Origin of the sequence: Zavarzinia sp. (genome assembly GCF_041650655.1) — a bacterium.
Classification (GTDB): domain Bacteria; phylum Pseudomonadota; class Alphaproteobacteria; order Zavarziniales; family Zavarziniaceae; genus Zavarzinia.
The window spans coordinates 1-19,216 of record NZ_JBAZKR010000041.1 but is presented as its reverse complement, the minus strand read 5'-3'; the positions used below and the strand labels follow the sequence as shown (position 1 = coordinate 19,216).

The window sequence follows — 19,216 nt, the reverse complement described above, 5'->3', positions numbered from 1 at the left end:
CGCGTGGATGTCCGGTACGAACCCACGGCTTTCCGGTTTAGGAAATCGGATTGCTTCAAGGTACCCCCGGCACCACTCACAATCGTCATGCCCGGGCTTGCCCCGGGCATCCACGTCGGGACGAGCTACCTTCGTCGACGCAAGAGGCGGCTTGGTCGCGTGGATGGCCGGGACTGCGCCCGGCCATGACGAATTCAGATGGTGCGGGGTGGAGGAAACCACTGGAGGGCGGCATTTTTGCCGACTTGATTTCCTCGACCGGGCAGCCGTCAGCCGGGTGGCATGGCGCAGCGCCGCCCGCGCGGGCGGACGTGCTCGATCGACTGTGTCGTGCCGGGCTCAGACCCCACGCCGCGGCCGGCGCCGGACGGTCGGGAAGGCCGCGGCTTCGCCGAGCGGACGCGGGCCGCCGCCCGCCTTCCGCCAGGTTTCGCCGCCCGGCAACGGGGCCGGTGGCGGGGGCGGTGCCGGGCGCCCCTCGGGTACCGCGCAGAACAACTGGTTCATGACGTCGATCAGCGGACGGGCGCGGTCGTCGGCCAGCTGATAGATCACCGATTTGGCGTCGCGCCGGCTGGTCACGATGCCGGCCTCGCGCAGGATGCCGAGCTGCTGCGACAGGGTCGGCTGGCGGATCGCCAGGTCGGCCTCGAGTTCGGCCACCGACCGTTCGCCGTGCAACAGGTGGCAGACGATCATCAGGCGGTTCGAATTGGCCAGGATCTTGAGGAATTCCGCGGCCTCGTCGGCCAGGGAGGTGAGCCCCTCACCCGTCATGACGCACCTCCGCGACCGCCGCGGCCCTTGGCCTTCCCGGCGCCGGTGGCGAAATACCAGTCGGCGGCACCGGCCTCGGCCCGGCGCCCGCGCGCCTCGTCGAGCGAGAGCGGGGCCGGTTGCAGCGCCTGTTCACCCGGGCGCCAGTCGGCCGGGACCGAACAACCGTCGGAGGAGACGGTGGTCAGGGCGGCGACCAGGCGCAGCAACTCCTCGACCGAGCGGCCGACCGCCATCGGATAATATTGGATCGCCTGGATCACCCCGTCGGGGTCGATCACGAAGCAGGCACGAATGGTCGCGGTAGTGCCGACACCGGGATGCACCATGCCGAAGGCACGCGAAATCGCCAGCGAGACATCCTCGACGATCGGAAAGGTGATGCGCTGGCCGAATTTCTCTTCGATCGACAAGCACCAGGCGATATGGGCGAACAGACTGTCGACCGAGAGCGCGATCAGCTCACAGCCGAGCGCCCGGAAACGCTCCTGCGCTTTGGCCAGGGCGACGAATTCGGAAGTGCAGACCGGGGTGAAATCGGCCGGATGGGAGAGCAGCAGGACCCAACGCCCGCGGTAAGCCGAGAGCACGACCTCGCCCAGGGTCGAACGGGCCCGGAAATCGGGCGCCGCCTCGCCGATCAGGGGCATTCGGTCATAGAGATCCAGCGATTCCTCGCCCGATGCCTCGCCCTCGATCACGATCCTGTGTGCCCCTGCAAAACTGGGTGAAACCACAGGATCAGCTATAGCGCCTTTCGCCCCTCAATTTCAATATTTCTTAAGTGTTAAGGCCGCGCTCACTCGCACATGTCGGCCAGGGCTTCGCGCTCGCGCAGCACGATGTTACGGGAACGCGGGATGTCGATCAGGCCGTTCGCCTGGAGCTGGCTCAGGGTGCGCGACACGGTCTCGATGGTCAGGCTCAGATAGTCGGCGATGTCCTGGCGGGTCATCGGCAGTTCGAAGCCACGGCCGGCGTCGGCCCGTTCCGCCATGTCGAGCAGGAAGCCGGCGACCCGCTCGACGGCCGACTTGTGGCTCAGCATCGCGACATGTTCCTGGCTGCGCTGCAGGCCCTGGACCGCGAGGCGGAACAGGGTGGCGGCGATGTCGCTCTGACGCGCGGCCAATTCGTTCAGGGTGGAGCGGCGCATGACGACGACGGTGGCACCGCCCAGCGCCTCGGCCGAGGCGCGATGCGCGGCGCCCGCTTCGATGCCGAAATATTCGCCGGCAACGTGGAAGCCTTCGACCTGCCGGCGGCCATCGCGCAGGATGCGGTACGTGCGCACCCAGCCCGAAATCACCTTGAAGACACAGTCGGCGCGTTCGCCCTGGCCGAAGATCTCTTCGTCACGGCCGAAGCGGACGACTTGGCCGCCGTCCAGCGGCAGATCCCCTTCGAGCACCATCGAGGGCATCGGGAACACGGCATTCGCGGCGGTGACGATCTGGGTGTTCTCGAGCATCGGCGGCTCCTCTCGCTGGCGACACAAAAGGGATACCGCCTCGCGCTCTGATCGGAAATTCCGGGAGGACGCCTAAGGGAAACTACGTATGCGGCCCCGAATCCGCCCGGCATTGCGTTGGATCAAGGGAAACCCACGAAAACTGCGACACCGTAACGCCAATGGACATGCGTAGCGACGAATCGGCCGGCATGATGGTCACAGCGGACAGAAGGCCCTGCATCTTCCTCGTGGAAGATGATGCGGCTTTGCTGGACGCATTGTCTTTCGCGCTCGAGACCGAGGGCTACGCCACCCGCAGCTTCCCCGACCAAGGATCGGTCCTGTCGGCCCCCGATCTCGATCGGGCCGCCTGTTTCATCATCGATTTCCTGCTGACCCCGCTCGACGGCCTCGACCTCCTGGCCGAATTGCGCCGCCGCGGCGCCGTCGCCCCCGCCGTCCTGATCACGACGGAGCCCGACGATCGCTGCCGCCGGCGGGCCAAGCGCATGGGCACGCCGATCGTCGAAAAGCCGCTGATAACCGATGCCCTCAGCCGGAAGATCCGTTCGCTGCTCTGATCAGGCGGCGCCGAGGGCGAGCGACATGCGCACCAATGCCGCCAGATTGTCCGCCTGCATCTTGGCCATCACCTTGGCACGGTAGATTTCGACCGTGCGCGGGCTGATGCCGAGGTCGCGGGCGATGATCTTGTTGGGCCGTCCGGCGACCACGCCGTCCAGCACTTCGCGCTCGCGTTCCGAAAGGGTCGCCATGCGGTCCAGGATCGCCTGGCGTTCCGCAGCGGTCTCGTCCGGGCCGAGGCGCTCGGCCGCCATCGCCAGGGCGTCCAGGATGCGTTCCTCGGCGAAGGGCTTCTCGATGAAGTCGACGACGCCGGCGCGCATCGCCTCGATCGCCAGGGGAATGTCGCCGTGCCCCGTGATCACGATCACCGGCATCGTCACCTTGAGCGCGTTCAGGCGGTGCACCAGCTCGATCCCGGTCATGTCCGGCATGCGCACGTCGGTCACGATGCAGCCCTTGGCGAGGCCCGGCAGGGCCTCCAGGAAGGCGGGTGCGGCGGGAAAGGTGACGACCCGGTAATCCGCCGACTCGAGCATGAAGGCGAGCGCGTCGCGCGCGCTGTCATCGTCGTCGATGAGGTGTACCAACATCTCACTCATCGGTGGCGCCCTCCATCGGTGCGGGTGGCAAGGTGAAATAGAAGATGGTGCCACCGCCGGGATTGGCTTCGGCCCAGATGCGCCCGCCATGGGCATCGACGATCGAGCGCGAGATCGACAGGCCGACGCCCATGCCCTGGGGCTTGGTGGTCATGAAGGCCTGGAACAGGCGCTCGCGGATCTCGTCGGCGAGACCCGAGCCGGTATCGGCGACGCTGATCAGGGCGCTGCCGTCCTCGCGCTTGGCGGTGGCGATCAGCAGGCGGCGCACGGCCCCGTCCTGCATCGCCTCGATCGCGTTGCGGATCAGGTTGAGCAGCACCTGCTGGATCTGCACCCGGTCGACGAAGACCGAGGTGACGGCCGGATCGAGCTGGAAACGCACGTCGATCTGGCGTTCCTTGGCCCCCACCAGAGCGAGGGCACAGGCTTCCTCGATCACCTTCGACAGATTCTCGACGCTGCGCTCGCCGTCGCCCCGGCTGACGAAATTGCGCATCCGGTGGATGATGTCGCCGGCCCGGAGCGCCTGCTGCGCCGCCTTCTGCACCGCTTCCGCGATCTTGGGACCATCCTCTTCCCGGCCGCGCTCGATCAGCCGGCGCGAGCCCGAGAGCAGATTGGCGATCGCCGAGAGCGGCTGGTTCAGCTCGTGCGCCAGCATCGACGCCATCTCGCCGACCGCCATCAGGCGCGAGACATGGACCAGTTCCGCCTGCAGGTCCTGCAGCCGCGCCTCGACCTGCTGGCGCTCGGACAGATCGCGTATGAAGCCGGTGAAGAAGCGTTCGCGGCCGCGGGTCTCGCCGACGTGCAGTTCCATCGGGAAGGTGGTGCCGTCCTTGCGCTGGCCGACGATGATGCGGCCCACGCCAATGATCCGCTTCTCGTTGGTCTTCAGGTAGCGGGCCAGATAGCCGTCGTGCGCCGTCCGGTAGGGATCGGGCATCAGGGTCGAGACATTGCGCCCGATCATCTCGTCGGCGTTCCAGCCGAAGAGCCGTTCCGCCGCCGCGCTGAAGGAGCGCATCAGGCCATGGGAATCGATCACGATCATGGCGTCCGGCACGGTCTCGAGGATCGAGCGCAGGTGATCATTGTTGGCGGCGGCGCGAAGCCGGGTGGAATGGAACCAGCCGCCCCCCAGCGAGAGGGCGATTCCGGTGGCCGCGAACATGAGGGGGGCCGACATGTCGGCCGCTGCAGCGCCGTCACGCGCCAGCACGGGGACCACGAGGCCGATTGCTGTCGCCAACACACCGGGCAGGAAGCCGCCGGCCGCCGTCCCGATCAGGACAGCGGCGGTCAGCGGCAGATAGATCACCGGGAAGACCAAGCGCCCCTCGGCCAGCAGGCCGAGTCCGAGCACAGCACCCACGGCAGCCGCCGCGAGGACAAAAGAACGCCAGTGCCGTTCGCTGTAAAGAGCCGGCACCCGCCTGCCGTCGCCCATCACCGCCCCCTTCGCACCGAATCGCCCGGACCGAGATTAATTTGCAATCACGGAAGAACAAGGGAAAGTCGTCAGCCGCACCAACCAGACCGTGCCCTGCCGTCATAGGCGCGCGCAAGGCCGCTGGCGATCAGCAGGTCGGCGATCGGCCGGCCGTCGGCGGTCGAGACGATGGCCAGCACCCGGCCACCATATTTGTCGTAGCGCACGTCGCGGAGGGTGACGGTGCCGCTGCGCACCAGTTCGCTCAGGCGGTCGCGCGCGGCCTGGGCCTTGCGCCGTTCGTCGTCGCAATCGCCGTGCAGTTCCGGCGTGTCGACACCGGAGAGGCGGACCCTTGTCACCACTTCCTGGCCCAGCCAGATCGGCACCCTGACCTCGAGCGTGTCGCCGTCGACCACGGAAATCACCTCGGCCGTGAAGGGGCCGGGCATGGCATCGGTCAGGCGGGCGGCGAGCAGCGCCGGCTTGGTCGACAAGTGCCCGGCGGCGAAAACCGCCCCGGCCAGCACCAGGACGATGGCGGGGAGAACCAGGAATCGACGCGTCATACAGGAACAATAAGCGAACGAAGGGCCGGGCAGCAAGCGGCGCAGTGGCGGGCGCCGGCGCCCGGTGCTATGAGAGCGCACCCGAACCCGCGGTGCCCGCCCCGGGGTTCCCCCACATCCTTTCAGGTATTTGCATGATCGCCCGCGCGCTTCTTTCGGTCTCGGACAAGACCGGCCTCGTCGAATTCGCCCTCGCCCTTGCCGACCGCGGCATCGAGATCCTGTCGACCGGCGGCACCGCCAAGACGCTGCGCGACGCCGGCCTCCGCGTGATCGACGTCGCCGAACACACCGGCAGCCCGGAAATCCTCGACGGCCGTGTGAAGACCCTGCACCCCAAGGTGCACGGCGGCCTCTTGGGCCGGCGCGACCTGCCCGAGCATGTCGCCCAGATGCAGGAACACGGCATCAGCAATATCGACCTCGTCGTCGTCAACCTCTATCCCTTCGAGGCGACGGTGGCGCGCGGCGCCGATTTCGAGACCACGATCGAGAATATCGACATCGGCGGCCCGGCCATGATCCGCTCGGCGGCCAAGAACCACGACCATGTCACCGTGGTGGTCGACCCCGCCGACTACAAATCGGTGCTGGACGATCTCGCGGCCCATGGCGGCGCCACCTCGCTGGCGACCCGCCGCCGCCTCGCGGCCAAGGCCTATGCCAGGACGGCGGCCTATGATTCCGCGATCTCGGGCTGGTTCGCCAAGCAGCTCGACGACACGTTCCCGGAACGCCTGACCCTGTCGGGCACCCGCGCCGCCCTGCTCCGCTACGGCGAGAACCCGCATCAGTCCGCCGCCCTCTATGTGACGGGCGAGAAGCGCCCGGGTGTCGCCACGGCGCAGCAGCTCCAGGGCAAGGAACTCTCCTACAACAACCTGAACGACACGGACGCCGCCTTCGAGCTGGTCGCCGAGTTCGACCCGCGCGAGAGCGCCGCCGTGGTCATCGTGAAACATGCCAATCCTTGCGGCGTCGCCACGGCGGAGAACCTGATCGATGCCTGGAAGAAGGCGCTGCTCTGCGATCCGGTCTCGGCCTTCGGCGGCATCGTCGCGGTCAACCGCACCCTCGACAAGGAAACCGCCGAGGCGATCGCCCAGATCTTCACCGAAGTGATCGTGGCGCCTGCGGTCGACGACGACGCCAAGGCCGTGCTCGCTGCCAAGAAGAACCTGCGCCTGCTGGTCACCGGCGGCCTGCCCGACCCCAAGGCCCCGGGCCTCGTCGCCAAGACCCTGGCCGGCGCCCTGCTCGTCCAGACCCGCGACACGCTGGGCGCCGAGGGCGAGCGCTTCGAGGTGAAGACCACCCGGAAGCCGAGCGCCCAGGAAGTGGCGGACATGGAATTCGCCGTCATCGTGGCCAAGCACGTCAAGTCGAACACCATCGTCTTCGTGAAGAACGGCGCCACCGTCGGCATCGGCGCCGGCCAGATGAGCCGGGTCGATTCCGCCCGCATCGCCTTCCGCAAGGCGCAGGACGCGGCCCGCGCCGCCGGCATGGAAGAACCGCTGACGGTCGGCTCGGTCGCCGCCTCGGATGCCTTCTTCCCCTTCGCCGACGGGCTCGACGTCCTCGTCGAGGCGGGCGCCACCGCGGTCGCCCAGCCGGGTGGCTCGATCCGCGACGCCGAGGTGATCGCCGCCGCCGATGCCGCCGGCCTCGCCATGGTCTTCACGGGCGAGCGCCACTTCCGGCACTGAGGGACCGGGCGTCTTCGACCGGCCTGCGGCAAAAGTAACGGCCGGGCGCGAGGGGTGGTCATGCGGCCACCTCTCGTTGACATCGCGGAGGCGGCGCCTTATCTGTCCCATGCTCGTGCGGCCGCCTTTTCGGGGCCCGCGGGCACGGAATTCGGGCGGGGCCGGCGCCCCGCATTACCTCATGCGCCCGTCAGGCCACGAAACCGGCTGATGCGGCAGAAGAAGGTTGCTTCATGCTCGGCTTCGGCTCGCTCGCCAAACGGCTGTTCGGCAGCGCCAACGAACGTGTGGTCAAGCAGCTCCGCGGCAAGGTCGAAGCGATCAATGCCCTGGAGCCGACCATCGCGGCCCTTTCGGACGCGGAGCTTCGCGCCCAGACCGACAAGTTGAAGGCAAGGCTCGCCGCGGGCGAGACCCTGGACGACATCCTGGTCGAAGCCTTCGCCACCGTGCGCGAAGCAGCCAAGCGGACCCTGGGCCAGCGCCATTTCGACGTCCAGTTGATCGGCGGCATGGTGTTGCAGTCGGGCCGGATCGCCGAAATGCGGACCGGCGAAGGCAAGACCCTGGTCGCCACCCTGGCGGCCTATCTGAACGCCCTCGAAGGCAAGGGCGTCCACGTCATCACCGTGAACGACTATCTGGCCAAGCGCGACGCGGGCTGGATGGGCCGGGTCTACGGCTTCCTGGGGCTGACCACCGGCGTCATCGTCAACGACCTGACGGACGAGGAACGCCGCGCCGCCTATGCCGCCGACATCACCTATGGCACCAACAACGAATTCGGCTTCGACTATCTGCGCGACAACATGAAGTACCGGCTGGACGCCCTGGTCCAGCGGCCCTTCCATTTCGCCATCATCGACGAAGTCGACTCGATCCTGATCGACGAAGCGCGCACGCCGCTCATCATCTCCGGCCCGACCGAGGACAATTCGGACCTCTACCGCCGGATCGACCTCCTGATGCCGCAGCTCACCGAAGCCGACTACGAGAAGGACGAGAAGCAGCGCTCCGCCTCGCTCTCGGAAGAGGGCCAGGAGAAGTTCGAGAAGCTGCTGCTCGAAGCCGGCCTGCTGAAGTCGAGCAATCTCTACGACATCGAGAACGTCACCATCGTCCACCACCTGCAGCAGGCGCTGCGCGCCCATGTGCTGTTCCGGCTCGACCGCGACTATGTGGTGAAGGACGACAAGGTCATCATCATCGACGAATTCACCGGCCGCATGATGAGCGGCCGGCGCTATTCGGACGGGCTGCACCAGGCGCTGGAAGCCAAGGAACACGTCACCGTCCAGAACGAGAACCAGACCCTCGCCTCGATCACCTTCCAGAACTATTTCCGCCTCTACCCGAAACTCTCGGGCATGACCGGCACGGCGGCGACGGAAGCGGCCGAATTCGGCGAGATCTACAAGCTCGACGTGGTCGAGATCCCGACCAATGTCCCCGTTCAGCGGAAAGACCTCGACGACGAGGTCTATCTGAACATGAACGACAAGTTCAACGCGATCGTCGGCTTGATCGAGGAATGCCGCGCCCGCCACCAGCCCGTGCTGGTCGGCACCGTCTCGATCGAGAAGTCGGAACTGCTCTCGGCCTATCTGACCAAGAAGAAGATCCCGCACCGCGTGCTGAACGCCCGCTTCCACGAGCAGGAAGCCGGTATCGTCGCCCAGGCGGGCCAGCCGGGCGCCGTCACCATCGCCACCAACATGGCGGGCCGCGGCACCGACATTCAGATGGGCGGCAATCTCTCGATGCTGATCGACGAGCTGCCCGAGAGCGAGGACCGCGAGAGCCTGATCGCCGCGATGAAGGCCAAGCACGCGACCGACAAGGAAGCGGTGCTGAAGGCCGGCGGCCTCTACATCATCGGCACCGAGCGGCACGAGAGCCGGCGCATCGACAATCAGCTGCGCGGCCGCGCCGGCCGCCAGGGCGATCCCGGCTGCTCCAAGTTCTTCCTGAGCCTCGAAGACGACCTGATGCGCATCTTCGGCTCGGATTTCCTGAGCAAGACGCTGCAGCGACTGGGCCTCAAGGAAGGCGAGGCGATCATCCACCCCTGGGTGAACAAGGCGCTTGAAAAGGCGCAGCGCCGGGTCGAGGAACGCAACTTCGAGATCCGCAAGAATCTGCTCCGCTACGACGACGTGATGAACGAGCAGCGCAAGTCGATCTACGGCCAGCGCCGCGAGTTCATGAACACCGAAGACGTCTCGGAAGACGTGGTCGACATGCGCGAGCATGTCGTGAACAACCTGGTCGCGACCCATATCCCGGCCGGCGCCTATTCCGAAGCCTGGAACGCCCAGGGCCTGAAGGAAGAAGTGCTGCGCGTCTTCACCCTCGAGCTGCCGGTGGTCGAATGGGCGGCCGAGGAAGGCATCGCCGAAGAAGAGATCCGCCATCGCCTGTCGGACGAGGTGGCCCGCTTCATGGCCGCCAAGGCGACCCGCTTCGGCCCCCCGGTGATGCGCATGATCGAGAAGAGCATGCTGCTCCAGATCCTCGATCAATGCTGGAAGGAGCATCTGCTCCAGCTCGACTACCTGCGCCAAGCGATCGGCCTTCGCGCCTATGGCCAGCGCGATCCCTTGCGCGAATACCAGCAGGAAGCCTTCAACCTGTTCGAGGCCATGCTGGACCGCATCAAGGAAGACGTGACCCGCATCCTGGCTCATGTCGAAGTGCGCGTCGAACAGCCGCAGCCCAGCCTGCCGGACGAGCCGGAGGGGCTGGAGCCCGTGCACGAGGACCCGCTGACCGGCGAGAACGAGGCGGCCCCCGCCCCGAAGCCCAGTACCGACGACATGCGCAAGGCCGCCGGCTGGGGCAAGGTGGCGCGGAACGCGCCCTGCCCCTGCGGTTCGGGCAAGAAGTTCAAGCACTGCCACGGCGCTCTCAGCGGCGAGGCCTGAGGATTCGGCCCCCTTTGCTTGGGGGCCGGATCAGGCCAAGATGGCGGCGCCCGCCAGCCTGCCCGGGAGATTCGGATGCGCGCCGTTCTGTTTAGCCTCGCCCTCTCCGCCTTCGCCGCGTCCGGGCTCCCCATGACCGCCCTGGCCGCCGGCACCCCGGCGGAGGAAGAGCCCTTCGTGCCCCAGGCGCCGGCCACCACCTATCCGAACGCCAAGCCCGCGCCAAGCCAGAGCATCACGCCCGACCACCCGTGCGAATGTGCGATCGCCCAGGGTGCCTGCACCGCCCAGGTGCGGGTGACCGACGAGGGCCGTCGGCGCGACAATGTCGGCGCCGACATCGCCTATCTGGTCGAGATCACCTCGACCGACAAGCGCTGCACCACGGTGAACTACCGCCTGCGCCTGGTCTCGCCCGACGGCCGATCGGAAGAACAGGCCTTCGAGGCGATTTTCGACAATGGCGCCTACGAGGCAGGCGGCCAGGTCCGCGCCAACCTGAGCCCGGATTCGAAGCTGATCCCGAGCGGCGTCACCTGCTTCGTGTGCAGCGAGAACTGAGCCGCCTCAGTGGCGGACGGTTTCCGAGAAACCGTTGACCACGACGACGCCGGCGACGATCAGGCCGATGCCGATCAGGGCCGGCGTATCCAGGCTCTGGCGGAACACGACATAGCCGACCGCCGCGATCATCACGATGCCGACGCCCGACCAGATGGCATAGGCGACCGAGATCGGCAGCACGCGAAGCGCCAGCGACAGCAGGTAGAAGGACGCGGCATAGGCCGCCGCCATGCCCAGCGTCGGCCAGACCCGGGTGAATTGCTGCGAGGCCTGGAGGCAGCTCGTGCCCGTCAGTTCGAGCAGGATGGCGACGATCAGCACGCCGTAAGCCTGTAGCAGAGTCACGGCAAAGCCTCCTTGCCCTTGCATGTCATCTCGCGCAACAGGGCCACGGTGGCCGCCCGCGCCGCCGGATCGACCGCTTCGCCGCACATGTCGGCGAGCCAGACGCCGTCCGCCGCGAAACGCACGACGTCGAGCAGCGGCGCCGCGTCCGTCGCCCGGTGCTCGGCCAGCCGCGCCGCCAGCCAGTCGCCCCAGCGATCGCGAAACCCTGGCTCGGCGAAGAGCACGACGGAGAGCAGGCCCCAGGCCCGCTCCCGCTCGCTCGCGGCCCCCCCGGTCATGACCGTCAGATAGGCGCGCGAGAAGCGCCCGGGGGCGACCGGATCGGCCGCCATCTCGGCCCCGATGCGCGCCCCGATCTCGGCCAGATAGGCGCCGCACAGCGCCTCCAGCAGGGCCTGCCGGCTGGGGAAATGATGCAGCAGCCCGCCCTTGGAAACCCCGGCCCGCCGCGCCACCGCATCCAACCTGAGACCGCCCACCCCGACCTCGAGCGCGAGCTCGGCCGCCACATCCAGCAATTGCCGGCGGACCAGATCGGGCTGTTTCGGGCGGCGATGGGCGAGCGACATGGCCGAAACATACCGGGTAGACGGTTTCATGGCAATGGAATGATGTCCCCCGAGCCGCAGAACTATCGGCGACCGGGGTACGGCAGGGGCGATCATGGCGTCGGCGAGTGGGGGATACACCATCACCGAACCGGACCAGATCCAGGCACGCTGGAACCTGCCATTCCCGCCGGACCTGACCGAGCTTCTCCACGAGAGGCGGCCCCTGCTGCGCGGCCAGGGCTCGTTCAACTGGCTCATGAGCCCGCCCGACGCGATCCAGGCCCGCCTGGACTGGCCGTTCGAGTCCTTCCTGTTCGACGTCAAGCACAATGGCGTCTGGTGGCCCGAATGGGGCGACCGCCCCGAAACACCGGAGGGTCGCCACACGGCCCTGCGATGCGCCTTCGACACCGCCCCGCGCCTGATCCCGCTGTTCGGCCACCGCTGCCTGCCGGCCGAGCCCTGTCTGGCCGGTAATCCGGTCCTCTCGGTCCATCAGACCGACATCGTCCTCTGCGGCCGGAATCTCGACGATTGGCTGGCTGGCGAAGACCACCGGCCGCAGCGCCCCGGCAGCGACAGCGCACCGATCCGGGAAATCCGCTTCTGGTGGGATGCCCTGCGCTACAACGACGCCCTGCCTTGACGCCCCCGCCCCGGGGCACAACCCAGGCGTAATCAGAATCATCATCCGATTGTGCTTTACGGCGCCGCGATCGAGGCGTTTCATGGCTTCGGGTGCCGGCCGACCGAGGGCCGCCGCCGCGATCCGAGAATGAATCTGTCGTCAACGCCGGGGTGGGGCGTCTGCCGAGCGACCTCGCCGATCCGCCGGGACGAGAGCGGTCAATCCGTTCGGCCGGAGGATCATGCCGTCATGTCTGCGCGCGACGATGTGCTGGCCCTGCTCCGCGGGCAGGTGGTCTCCAGGATTCGCTTCACCTTCCCCTTCCTGCAAGGCAAGGGCACGGTCACCATCGCCCCGGCGTCATTCCACCGGGTCGCCCGGGCGATCGAGGCGGGCACCGTCCGGCTCCAGATCACCACCACCTTCCCGCCCGGGGTCGGCGGGCAATATCAGTCGGGCACGCCGAACACCCTGCTGGTCGCCCCGCTGCTGGGCCGAACCGAACAGGGCCTGCTGCTGCACGAATGCACCCACGCCCTGTTCGACGTCACCAAGACCCAGGTGACCGACAACGAGGACGAGGCGGCGGCCTATGTCGTCGATGCCCTCTATTTCCGGATGACCGGGCTGCGCCACCCGCGCTGGAATGCCGAGCCCCATGTCACGGCCGGCGGGGTCGCCGACGCCCTGCTGGCCGCCTATCAGGCCGGGCGGACGCCGGTGCCCGCGGTCGATGCCGCGGCCTGGACCCAGCTCCGCGCCGCGGTCATGCTGCATCCGGTCTACCGCTGGGGCAGCGCCGGCATCCCCGGCGTCCTGCTCGGCACCGGCAGCGGCCACGACGGCTGATCGTCAGCCGCCGATCAGGGCCAGCCATTCCTCTTCGCTCATGACCTGGACGCCGAGTTCGGCGGCCTTGGCCAGTTTGGAGCCGGCGCCGGGGCCGGCGACCACGATGTCGGTCTTCTTGGAGACCGAGCCGGAGACTTTGGCGCCGAGGGATTCGGCCCGCGCCTTGGCCTCGTCCCTGGTCATGCGTTCGAGCGTGCCCGTGAAGACCACGGTCTTGCCGGCGACCGGGCTGTCGCTCGCCCGGGCTTCGGGCGGCAGGACGTCGAGCAGGGAGAGGAGGTCGCGCAGGGTGGCGTCGTTATGCGGTTCGGCCAGGAACTGGCCGAAGGCTTCGACCACGATCGGGCCGAGACCATCGACCGTCTGCAATTCTTCGAGCGCTTGGGCGCGGCGTTCCTCGCTGGTCAGGCAGGCTTCGGCGAGCGCCTCGGCCGAGCCGAAGAAACGGGCGATCAGGGTCGCGTTGCGCTCGCCGACGTGACGGATGCCGAGGGCGAAGAGCAGGCGCGGCAGGGTGATGCGGCGCCGTTCCCGGATCGCCTCGAACAGGTTGCGGGCCGAGAGCGAGCCCCAACCCTCGCGGTTGCGAAGCGGGGTGAGCGAGGCCGCGTCCTGTTCCTCCAGGCGGAAGATGTCGCCAGGCCCGCGGATCAGGCCCCAGTCCCACAGCGCCTTCACCTGCTTCTCGCCCAGGCCCTCGATGTCGAAGGCCTGGCGGCTGACGAAATGGCGGAGCCGTTCCACCACCTGGGCCTCGCAGGTCAGGCCGCCGGTGCAGCGCCGGACCACCTCGCCTTCCTCGCGCAGCGCGAGTGAGCCGCAGACCGGGCAATGGTCGGGAAAGACATAGGGCTCCGCCCCGGCCGGGCGCCGGTCGAGCTGCACGCGGACGACCTGGGGGATGACGTCGCCGGCCCGCTGAACCACCACCGTGTCGCCCACGCGGACGTCCTTGCGGGCGATCTCGTCCTCGTTGTGCAGGGTGGCGTTGGAAACCACGACGCCACCGACGCTGACCGGGATCAGCCGGGCCACCGGGGTCAGCGCGCCCGTGCGGCCGACCTGGATGTCGATCCCTTCGAGCAGAGTCTGCGCCTGTTCGGCCGGGAACTTGTGGGCGACCGCCCAGCGCGGCGCCCGCGAGACCATGCCGAGCCGGTCCTGCCAGTCCAGCCGGTCGACCTTGTAGACGACGCCGTCGATGTCGTAGTCGATCGCCGCCCGCTCCGCCTCCAGGCGGCGGAACACCGCCATCACCCCGTCGATGTCCCGGGTGAGGCAGGAGCGCGGGTTGAGCGGCAGGCCGAAGGCGCCGAGCCATGCCATGCATTCGGCCTGAGTGGGCGGCATCGGGCCGGAGACCTCGCCCCAGCCGTGCAGGAAGAAGCGGAGCGGCCGCGCCGCGGTGATCGCCGGATCGAGCTGGCGGAGCGAGCCCGCCGCGGCATTGCGCGGATTGGCGAAGATCTTCTCCCCCGCCTCGGCCTGGCGGGCGTTCAGGGCCAGGAAATCGGCCTTGCCCATATAGACTTCGCCGCGCACTTCGAGGACGTCCGGCGCGCCCTTCAGCCGCTCCGGGATCGCCGCGATGGTGCGCACGTTAGGCGTGACATTCTCGCCCTCGCGGCCGTCGCCCCGGGTCGCCCCCTGCACCAGCACACCCCGCTCGTAGCGAAGCGAAAGGGAGAGGCCGTCGATCTTCGGCTCGGCATAGAGCGCCACTTCTTCTTCCGCATCGAGGCGGAGAAAATTGCGGATGCCGGTCACGAAGGCGCGCACGTCTTCTTCGGTGAAGACTTTCTCCAGGCTCAGCATGGGCTTGGAGTGCAGCACCTTGTCGAATTTGGCGACCGCCTGGCCCGCCACCATGGCAGTCGGGCTGCCCGCCTTCAGCGCCGGATAGGCTTCCTCGAGCTCGAGCAGGCGGGCGATCAGCGCGTCATATTCGGCGTCGGTGACGGTCGGCGCGTCTTCCTCGTAATAGCGGCGGTCGTGCTCGCGTACTTCGGCGGCGATGCGGGCGTGTTCCGCGGCGGCGGCTTCGGGGATGCCGGTCATCGTGCGGCCTTCAGCAGGGCGTCGGCGGCGGCGCGCGCGGCCGTGGTGATCTCGGCGCCCGAGAGCATGCGGGCGATCTCTTCCCGCCGCGCCTTGGCGTCCAGGGGGACGACGCCGGTCCGCGTCACCTCGCCCACCGTCTCCTTGGCGATCTGGAGGTGGTTGCGGCCGCGCGCCGCCACTTGCGGGCTGTGGGTGACGACCAGGACCTGGGCGCCCGTGGCGAGGCGGGCCAGACGGTCGCCCACCGCATCGGCGACAGCCCCGCCGATGCCGCGGTCGACTTCGTCGAAGACCATGGTGGGTGCCGTGCCGGCGCCGGCCAGCACGACCTTGAGAGCCAGGATGAAACGGGCCAACTCGCCGCCCGACGCGATCTTGACCAGGGCACCGAAAGGCGCACCCGGATTGGTCGCCACCTCGAAGGTGACGCGGTCCGCGCCGTCCGGGCCATATTGGCCGTCGCCCAGCGGTTCGACCCTTGTGCGGAACTTGGCCTTGCCGAGCTTGAGCGCGTCCAATTCGGCATTGACCCCGGCATCGAGACGTTCCGCCGCCGCCAGCCTGGCCGCGGTCAGGCGGGCGCAGACGGCCTTCAGCGCCGCCGCCGCCTCCGCCCTGGCGGCGGCGAGTTTGACCACCCGCCCCTCGCCCGCATCGAGGGCGACGATCCGCCCTTCCAACTCGGCGGCGAGGCCCGGCAAAGCGTCGGGCTGGACCTGATGCTTGCGCGCGGCGGCGCGAAGGGCGAAGAGCCGTTCCTCGACCTCCTCCAGGCGGCGTTCGTCGTAGGCGATCGCGCGGCGCGCCTGGGCCAGGGCCGAGACCGCTTCCTCCGCTTCGAGCGCCGCGCGGTCGAGTGCGGTCAGCACGGGATCGAGCAGGGCGCCGACCCGGGCGGCCGCCCGCTCCAGGCGGCGCTGGGCGCTGCGCAGGCGGGTTTCGATGCCGCCGTCGGCCGCCAGCAGGCTGGCCACTTCGTCGAGATCGCCGGCCGCCCGCTCGCCCTCCTGCATGGTGTGGCGTTCCTGGGACAGGCGCTGTTCCTCGCCCGGCTCCGGCGCCAGATGGCGCAGCTCGGCGACGACATGGCGGAGATATTCCTCGTCGCGCTTGGCCGCGGCGAGGGTGGCCTCCGCCTCGGCCAGGGCGGCGGCGGCCTGGTAATGAGCACCGTGCGCGGCGCGCACCTCGGCCAGCAGGGCGGCGTGACCGGCGAAGGCATCGAGCAGGGCACGGTGGCCGGAAGGGTTCAGCAGGCCGCGATCGTCGTGCTGGCCGTGGGCCTCGACCAGGAGGGCGCCGATCTGGGCGAGCAGGCCGACGCTGGCCGGCTGGTCGTCGACGAAGGCGCGGCTCCGCCCGTCCTTGGTCACGACCCGGCGCAGCACGATCGAATCGGCGACGCTCCAGCCCTGATCGGTCAGCAGTTCGGCCACGGCATGGCCTTGCGGCAGGGCGAATTCGGCGGTCACCACGGCCTGGTCGGCGCCCGGCCGAACCAGGCCCGAATCCGCCCGCGCGCCGAGGGCGAGGCCGAGCGAATCGAGCAGGATCGACTTGCCGGCGCCAGTCTCGCCGGTGAGCACGGTGAGACCGGCCCCGAAGTCGAGGTCCAGGCGTTCGATCAGCACCACATCGCGGATGGCGAGGCTCTGCAGCATGGGCGCCGATGCGGGCGTCGCCGCCCGCCCCTCGTCAGAACAGGGTGTCCAGCGTCTTGTCGAAGGCGCGGGTGATCCACGACCGGTCGTCGGCGACCGGGCGCAAGTTGGCATCGGTCAGCAGGGCATAGGCGTCTTCGTACCACTTGCTGCCCGGGTAGTTGTAACCGAGCACGGAGCCCGCCACCTGAGCCTCGTGGGTCAGGCCCAGCGACAGATAGCATTCGACCAGGCGATCCAGTGCCTCGGGAATGTGGCTGGTGGTCTGATACTGCTCGATCACCGCGCGATAGCGGTTGATCGCGGCCAGATACTGCTTGCGCTTCTGGTAGTAGCGGCCGACTTCCATTTCCTTGCCGGCCAGGTGGTCGCGCGTCAGGTCGAGCTTCAGGCGGGCGTCGCGGGCATAGTCGGTGCCCGGCGCGCGGCGCACCACTTCGCTCAGCGCCTTCAGCGCCTCTTCCGTGTTCTTCTGGTCGCGGCCGACGTCGACGATCTGCTCGTAGTAGCAGATGGCGATCAGGTAATAGGCATATTCCGCATCCTTGTTGCCGGGATGCAGCTCGATGAAGCGCTTCGCCGTATCGATGGCGTCGGGATATTTCTCCGCCTGGTAATAGGCGTAGGCGGCCATCAACTGGGCCTTGGTGGCCCAGATCGAATAGGGATGCTGGCGTTCGACCTCGAGGAAGAGGTCGGCCGCCTTGTTGTATTTCTCTTTCGACAGCGCATCGGCCGCTTCGTTGTAAAGCGGTTCGACCGGCTTTTCGACATAGGGTTCCGGCTCGCGATCGGAGGAGCAGGCGGCGAGGGTGGCGACGACGACGGCCATGGCCGCGAAACGTAGGCGCGCAAGGAAACCAATGGGCGACACGAGCGTCACTGCCTCCGGCAATCGAACAGCAAGAATCGGGCATGCACAGGCGGCACCGGCCCGAGGATCGGCGCCACGCTACACCAGCCGCCGCGGCGCGCCAACCTCGATGCAATCGCGCCTCATCAGCCGAGCGGGACGAGCAGGGCCGCCGCGACCAGGTGGTCGTCGCCGTCACTGCCGAGGCGTCCGTCATAGGTCAGGCGCAGCGTCGCCCCGGTCGAGATCGAATCGACGGCGAAACGCATCCCCAGGCTCAATTTCGCCGCATCAGCCTTTTCGAAACGGCTCTGCACGAATTGCTCCGAACCGTTCGGAAAGACGCCCAGAACCTCGCGGTCGCCATCGGCAAATTCATGCTCCCAGGCGAGGCCGGCCTCGGCCTGGATCGGGCCGAGCAGGGCACTGTCGAAGACGTGACGGAGGCCGACGCCGATCTCGCTGCGGAGCGAGGTCACGTCCTGATCCGCCACGGTGAAATCGAACAGCACCGAACCGCTCTCCTGGAATCCGTCGACATGGGAGGCGGCATAGGTGAGCGCCACCTGCGGCACCAGGGTGACGGTATCGAGCACGACTTCGGCCGCGGCCGAGAGCCGGGCGTAGAGTGTATTGCCGTCCGGGCTGCCGGTCGCGGTCGGGTTCTCTGGCATACCTGTCGCGCGGTCGAGATCGCGGTAGCGGTCGAGGGCATAGCCGACCTGCGCCGCCAGGGTGAGCGGCCCCTCCGCCAAGGCGGCATAAGCGGCCAGGGCGTAGCTGTAGAGATTGACCGTGCCGCCGACACCCTCGTAATCGCCCTGCAGGGCCGAGAGACCGGCGGCGAGGCCGACCAGGACCTGCGATGTCAGCGCGACGTCGGCACCGGCCACCAGATGCTCGCTGCTGTAGCTGTAATCCTGGGCGACATCATTGCCATCGCGCGAGCCGAAGCCGATGCCGCTGCGAACCCAGAGCTGAATCGGGCCGAGGCCGCCGATCGTGCTGCCCGAGGCGGCGCCCGGAGTCGCACCGCCGTCGAAGATGCCGCCCAGGCGGCGTTCGACGATGCGGCCCGCAATGTCCCCCGCCGGCCCCATGCTGGCGAGCCGCGCCATTTCCGGCAGGCGCGCGATCTCGCGCGGCCCCTGATAGCCCGAGGCGATGGTGGCGTAATAGAAGTCGGCGACGAGCTGGTGCCCGGTCCTGGTCGGGTGCACGCTGTCGTAATAGAGGCGGTCGTCCGGGCAGGCGTCGAGATAGAGGCCGTCAGACCAGCACGGCGTGAAATTGTCGCTGAAGCCGTATTTCTCGGGGTTGCGCTTCACTTCGGCGATGCCGCGGTCGAAATCGACGACATAGACCTTGGAACCCGGGTGCTCCCGCTGGAAGCGGTTGGAACGCTCCACGATCTCCTTCGAATAGGCGCTGCCGAAGTCGCTCTCGCCGCCATAGGCGAAGATGGCGAAATCGCGGGCGCCGGCGGCATAGAGCCTTTCCATCATCGCTTCCTGGTTCTCGGCGGGAACCGAGGGGTCACGCTGGTGGTAGGCGTAATAGTCGTTGTAGGCGGGACCGATCATATAGAGCTGGTCGGACGGCGTGGTCGGATGTTCGGCCAGATAGTCGTCGACCTGAGTCGTC

General features: G+C 68.1%; 18 protein-coding genes. 6 read left to right on the top strand and 12 right to left on the bottom strand.

Features of this window, described 5'->3' with window-relative positions; translation table 11 throughout:
- Positions 1-339: 339 nt before the first annotated feature.
- The 3 genes from WC493_RS11185 to WC493_RS11175 form a co-directional block, all read right to left on the bottom strand.
- Entirely contained in the window at positions 340-777 is a 438-nt protein-coding gene (locus WC493_RS11185) for an ArsR/SmtB family transcription factor (protein WP_373065587.1), read from the bottom strand.
- Positions 774-1,478 carry a peroxiredoxin gene (locus WC493_RS11180; RefSeq protein ID WP_373065586.1) on the bottom strand — a complete coding sequence of 235 codons (705 nt, stop codon included), beginning with the start codon at positions 1,476-1,478 and terminating at the stop codon, positions 774-776. Before WC493_RS11180 ends, WC493_RS11185 begins: the two co-directional genes overlap by 4 nt.
- Positions 1,479-1,576: 98 nt before the next feature.
- Positions 1,577-2,248 carry a helix-turn-helix domain-containing protein gene (locus WC493_RS11175; RefSeq protein WP_373065585.1) on the bottom strand — a complete coding sequence of 224 codons (672 nt, stop codon included), beginning with the start codon at positions 2,246-2,248 and terminating at the stop codon, positions 1,577-1,579.
- Positions 2,249-2,409: 161 nt separating this feature from the next.
- On the opposite strand from WC493_RS11175, the gene WC493_RS11170 reads away from it, so the two are divergent.
- Positions 2,410-2,811: a response regulator gene (locus tag WC493_RS11170; RefSeq protein ID WP_373065584.1), complete on the top strand. Its 402-nt coding sequence runs from the start codon at positions 2,410-2,412 to the stop codon at positions 2,809-2,811.
- Here WC493_RS11170 and fixJ read toward each other — a convergent pair whose 3' ends face one another.
- The 3 genes from fixJ to WC493_RS11155 form a co-directional block, all read right to left on the bottom strand.
- Positions 2,812-3,417, bottom strand: a complete 606-nt coding sequence (gene fixJ, locus WC493_RS11165) for a response regulator FixJ (RefSeq protein ID WP_373065583.1) — start codon at positions 3,415-3,417, stop codon at positions 2,812-2,814.
- On the bottom strand, positions 3,410-4,795 hold the full coding sequence (locus tag WC493_RS11160; protein ID WP_373065582.1) for a sensor histidine kinase: 1,386 nt from the start codon (positions 4,793-4,795) through the stop codon (positions 3,410-3,412). Before WC493_RS11160 ends, fixJ begins: the two co-directional genes overlap by 8 nt.
- Positions 4,796-4,941: 146 nt before the next feature.
- On the bottom strand, positions 4,942-5,421 hold the full coding sequence (locus WC493_RS11155; RefSeq protein ID WP_373065581.1) for a thermonuclease family protein: 480 nt from the start codon (positions 5,419-5,421) through the stop codon (positions 4,942-4,944).
- A gap of 134 nt (positions 5,422-5,555) precedes the next feature.
- Between WC493_RS11155 and purH the strand changes: the two genes are divergently transcribed.
- The 3 genes from purH to WC493_RS11140 all read left to right on the top strand — a co-directional run bounded on the left by purH (position 5,556) and on the right by WC493_RS11140 (position 10,615).
- Positions 5,556-7,130 (top strand): bifunctional phosphoribosylaminoimidazolecarboxamide formyltransferase/IMP cyclohydrolase, encoded by a 1,575-nt coding sequence (gene purH, locus WC493_RS11150; protein WP_373065580.1) that lies wholly within the window; start codon positions 5,556-5,558, stop codon positions 7,128-7,130.
- 233 nt (positions 7,131-7,363) lie between these two features.
- Positions 7,364-10,054 (top strand): preprotein translocase subunit SecA, encoded by a 2,691-nt coding sequence (gene secA, locus WC493_RS11145; RefSeq protein ID WP_373065579.1) that lies wholly within the window; start codon positions 7,364-7,366, stop codon positions 10,052-10,054.
- 75 nt (positions 10,055-10,129) lie between these two features.
- Entirely contained in the window at positions 10,130-10,615 is a 486-nt protein-coding gene (locus WC493_RS11140; RefSeq protein WP_373065578.1) for a hypothetical protein, read from the top strand.
- 6 nt (positions 10,616-10,621) lie between these two features.
- Here the strand turns inward: WC493_RS11140 and WC493_RS11135 are convergent, their stop codons facing one another.
- Both WC493_RS11135 and WC493_RS11130 read right to left on the bottom strand, forming a co-directional pair.
- A complete protein-coding gene (locus tag WC493_RS11135; protein ID WP_373065577.1) occupies positions 10,622-10,963 on the bottom strand; it encodes a multidrug efflux SMR transporter in 342 nt (113 codons plus the stop codon).
- On the bottom strand, positions 10,960-11,535 hold the full coding sequence (locus WC493_RS11130; protein ID WP_373065576.1) for a TetR/AcrR family transcriptional regulator: 576 nt from the start codon (positions 11,533-11,535) through the stop codon (positions 10,960-10,962). The genes WC493_RS11135 and WC493_RS11130 overlap by 4 nt, the downstream gene beginning before the upstream one ends.
- Positions 11,536-11,629: 94 nt before the next feature.
- On the opposite strand from WC493_RS11130, the gene WC493_RS11125 reads away from it, so the two are divergent.
- Together WC493_RS11125 and WC493_RS11120 are read left to right on the top strand one after the other, a co-directional pair.
- On the top strand, positions 11,630-12,163 hold the full coding sequence (locus tag WC493_RS11125) for a hypothetical protein (RefSeq protein ID WP_373065575.1): 534 nt from the start codon (positions 11,630-11,632) through the stop codon (positions 12,161-12,163).
- Positions 12,164-12,394: 231 nt separating this feature from the next.
- Positions 12,395-12,994 carry a hypothetical protein gene (locus WC493_RS11120; protein ID WP_373065573.1) on the top strand — a complete coding sequence of 200 codons (600 nt, stop codon included), beginning with the start codon at positions 12,395-12,397 and terminating at the stop codon, positions 12,992-12,994.
- A 3-nt stretch (positions 12,995-12,997) separates the two neighbouring features.
- Here the strand turns inward: WC493_RS11120 and ligA are convergent, their stop codons facing one another.
- The 4 genes from ligA to WC493_RS11100 form a co-directional block, all read right to left on the bottom strand.
- A complete protein-coding gene (gene ligA / locus WC493_RS11115) occupies positions 12,998-15,055 on the bottom strand; it encodes an NAD-dependent DNA ligase LigA (RefSeq protein WP_373065570.1) in 2,058 nt (685 codons plus the stop codon).
- Positions 15,052-16,719 carry a DNA repair protein RecN gene (gene recN, locus WC493_RS11110; RefSeq protein ID WP_373065568.1) on the bottom strand — a complete coding sequence of 556 codons (1,668 nt, stop codon included), beginning with the start codon at positions 16,717-16,719 and terminating at the stop codon, positions 15,052-15,054. Before recN ends, ligA begins: the two co-directional genes overlap by 4 nt.
- A 34-nt stretch (positions 16,720-16,753) precedes the next feature.
- Positions 16,754-17,551, bottom strand: coding sequence for an outer membrane protein assembly factor BamD (locus tag WC493_RS11105; protein WP_373065566.1), 798 nt, complete (start codon positions 17,549-17,551; stop codon positions 16,754-16,756).
- Between the two features lie 167 nt (positions 17,552-17,718).
- Positions 17,719-19,216 (bottom strand): autotransporter domain-containing protein (locus tag WC493_RS11100; protein WP_373065564.1); only part of this gene is annotated, 1,498 nt, incomplete at its 5' end.

Bases quoted from the DNA above. Each gene is read 5' to 3' on its own strand.
- WC493_RS11185 (WP_373065587.1), bottom strand. From the start codon at position 777: ATGACGGGTGAGGGGCTCACCTCCCTGGCCGACGAGGCCGCGGAATTC.
- WC493_RS11175 (WP_373065585.1), bottom strand. From the start codon at position 2,248: ATGCTCGAGAACACCCAGATCGTCACCGCCGCGAATGCCGTGTTCCCG.
- WC493_RS11170 (WP_373065584.1), top strand. From the start codon at position 2,410: ATGGACATGCGTAGCGACGAATCGGCCGGCATGATGGTCACAGCGGAC.
- fixJ (WP_373065583.1), bottom strand. From the start codon at position 3,417: ATGAGTGAGATGTTGGTACACCTCATCGACGACGATGACAGCGCGCGC.
- WC493_RS11155 (WP_373065581.1), bottom strand. From the start codon at position 5,421: ATGACGCGTCGATTCCTGGTTCTCCCCGCCATCGTCCTGGTGCTGGCC.
- purH (WP_373065580.1), top strand. From the start codon at position 5,556: ATGATCGCCCGCGCGCTTCTTTCGGTCTCGGACAAGACCGGCCTCGTC.
- secA (WP_373065579.1), top strand. From the start codon at position 7,364: ATGCTCGGCTTCGGCTCGCTCGCCAAACGGCTGTTCGGCAGCGCCAAC.
- WC493_RS11140 (WP_373065578.1), top strand. From the start codon at position 10,130: ATGCGCGCCGTTCTGTTTAGCCTCGCCCTCTCCGCCTTCGCCGCGTCC.
- WC493_RS11130 (WP_373065576.1), bottom strand. From the start codon at position 11,535: ATGTCGCTCGCCCATCGCCGCCCGAAACAGCCCGATCTGGTCCGCCGG.
- WC493_RS11125 (WP_373065575.1), top strand. From the start codon at position 11,630: ATGGCGTCGGCGAGTGGGGGATACACCATCACCGAACCGGACCAGATC.
- WC493_RS11120 (WP_373065573.1), top strand. From the start codon at position 12,395: ATGTCTGCGCGCGACGATGTGCTGGCCCTGCTCCGCGGGCAGGTGGTC.
- ligA (WP_373065570.1), bottom strand. From the start codon at position 15,055: ATGACCGGCATCCCCGAAGCCGCCGCCGCGGAACACGCCCGCATCGCC.
- recN (WP_373065568.1), bottom strand. From the start codon at position 16,719: ATGCTGCAGAGCCTCGCCATCCGCGATGTGGTGCTGATCGAACGCCTG.
- WC493_RS11105 (WP_373065566.1), bottom strand. From the start codon at position 17,551: ATGGCCGTCGTCGTCGCCACCCTCGCCGCCTGCTCCTCCGATCGCGAG.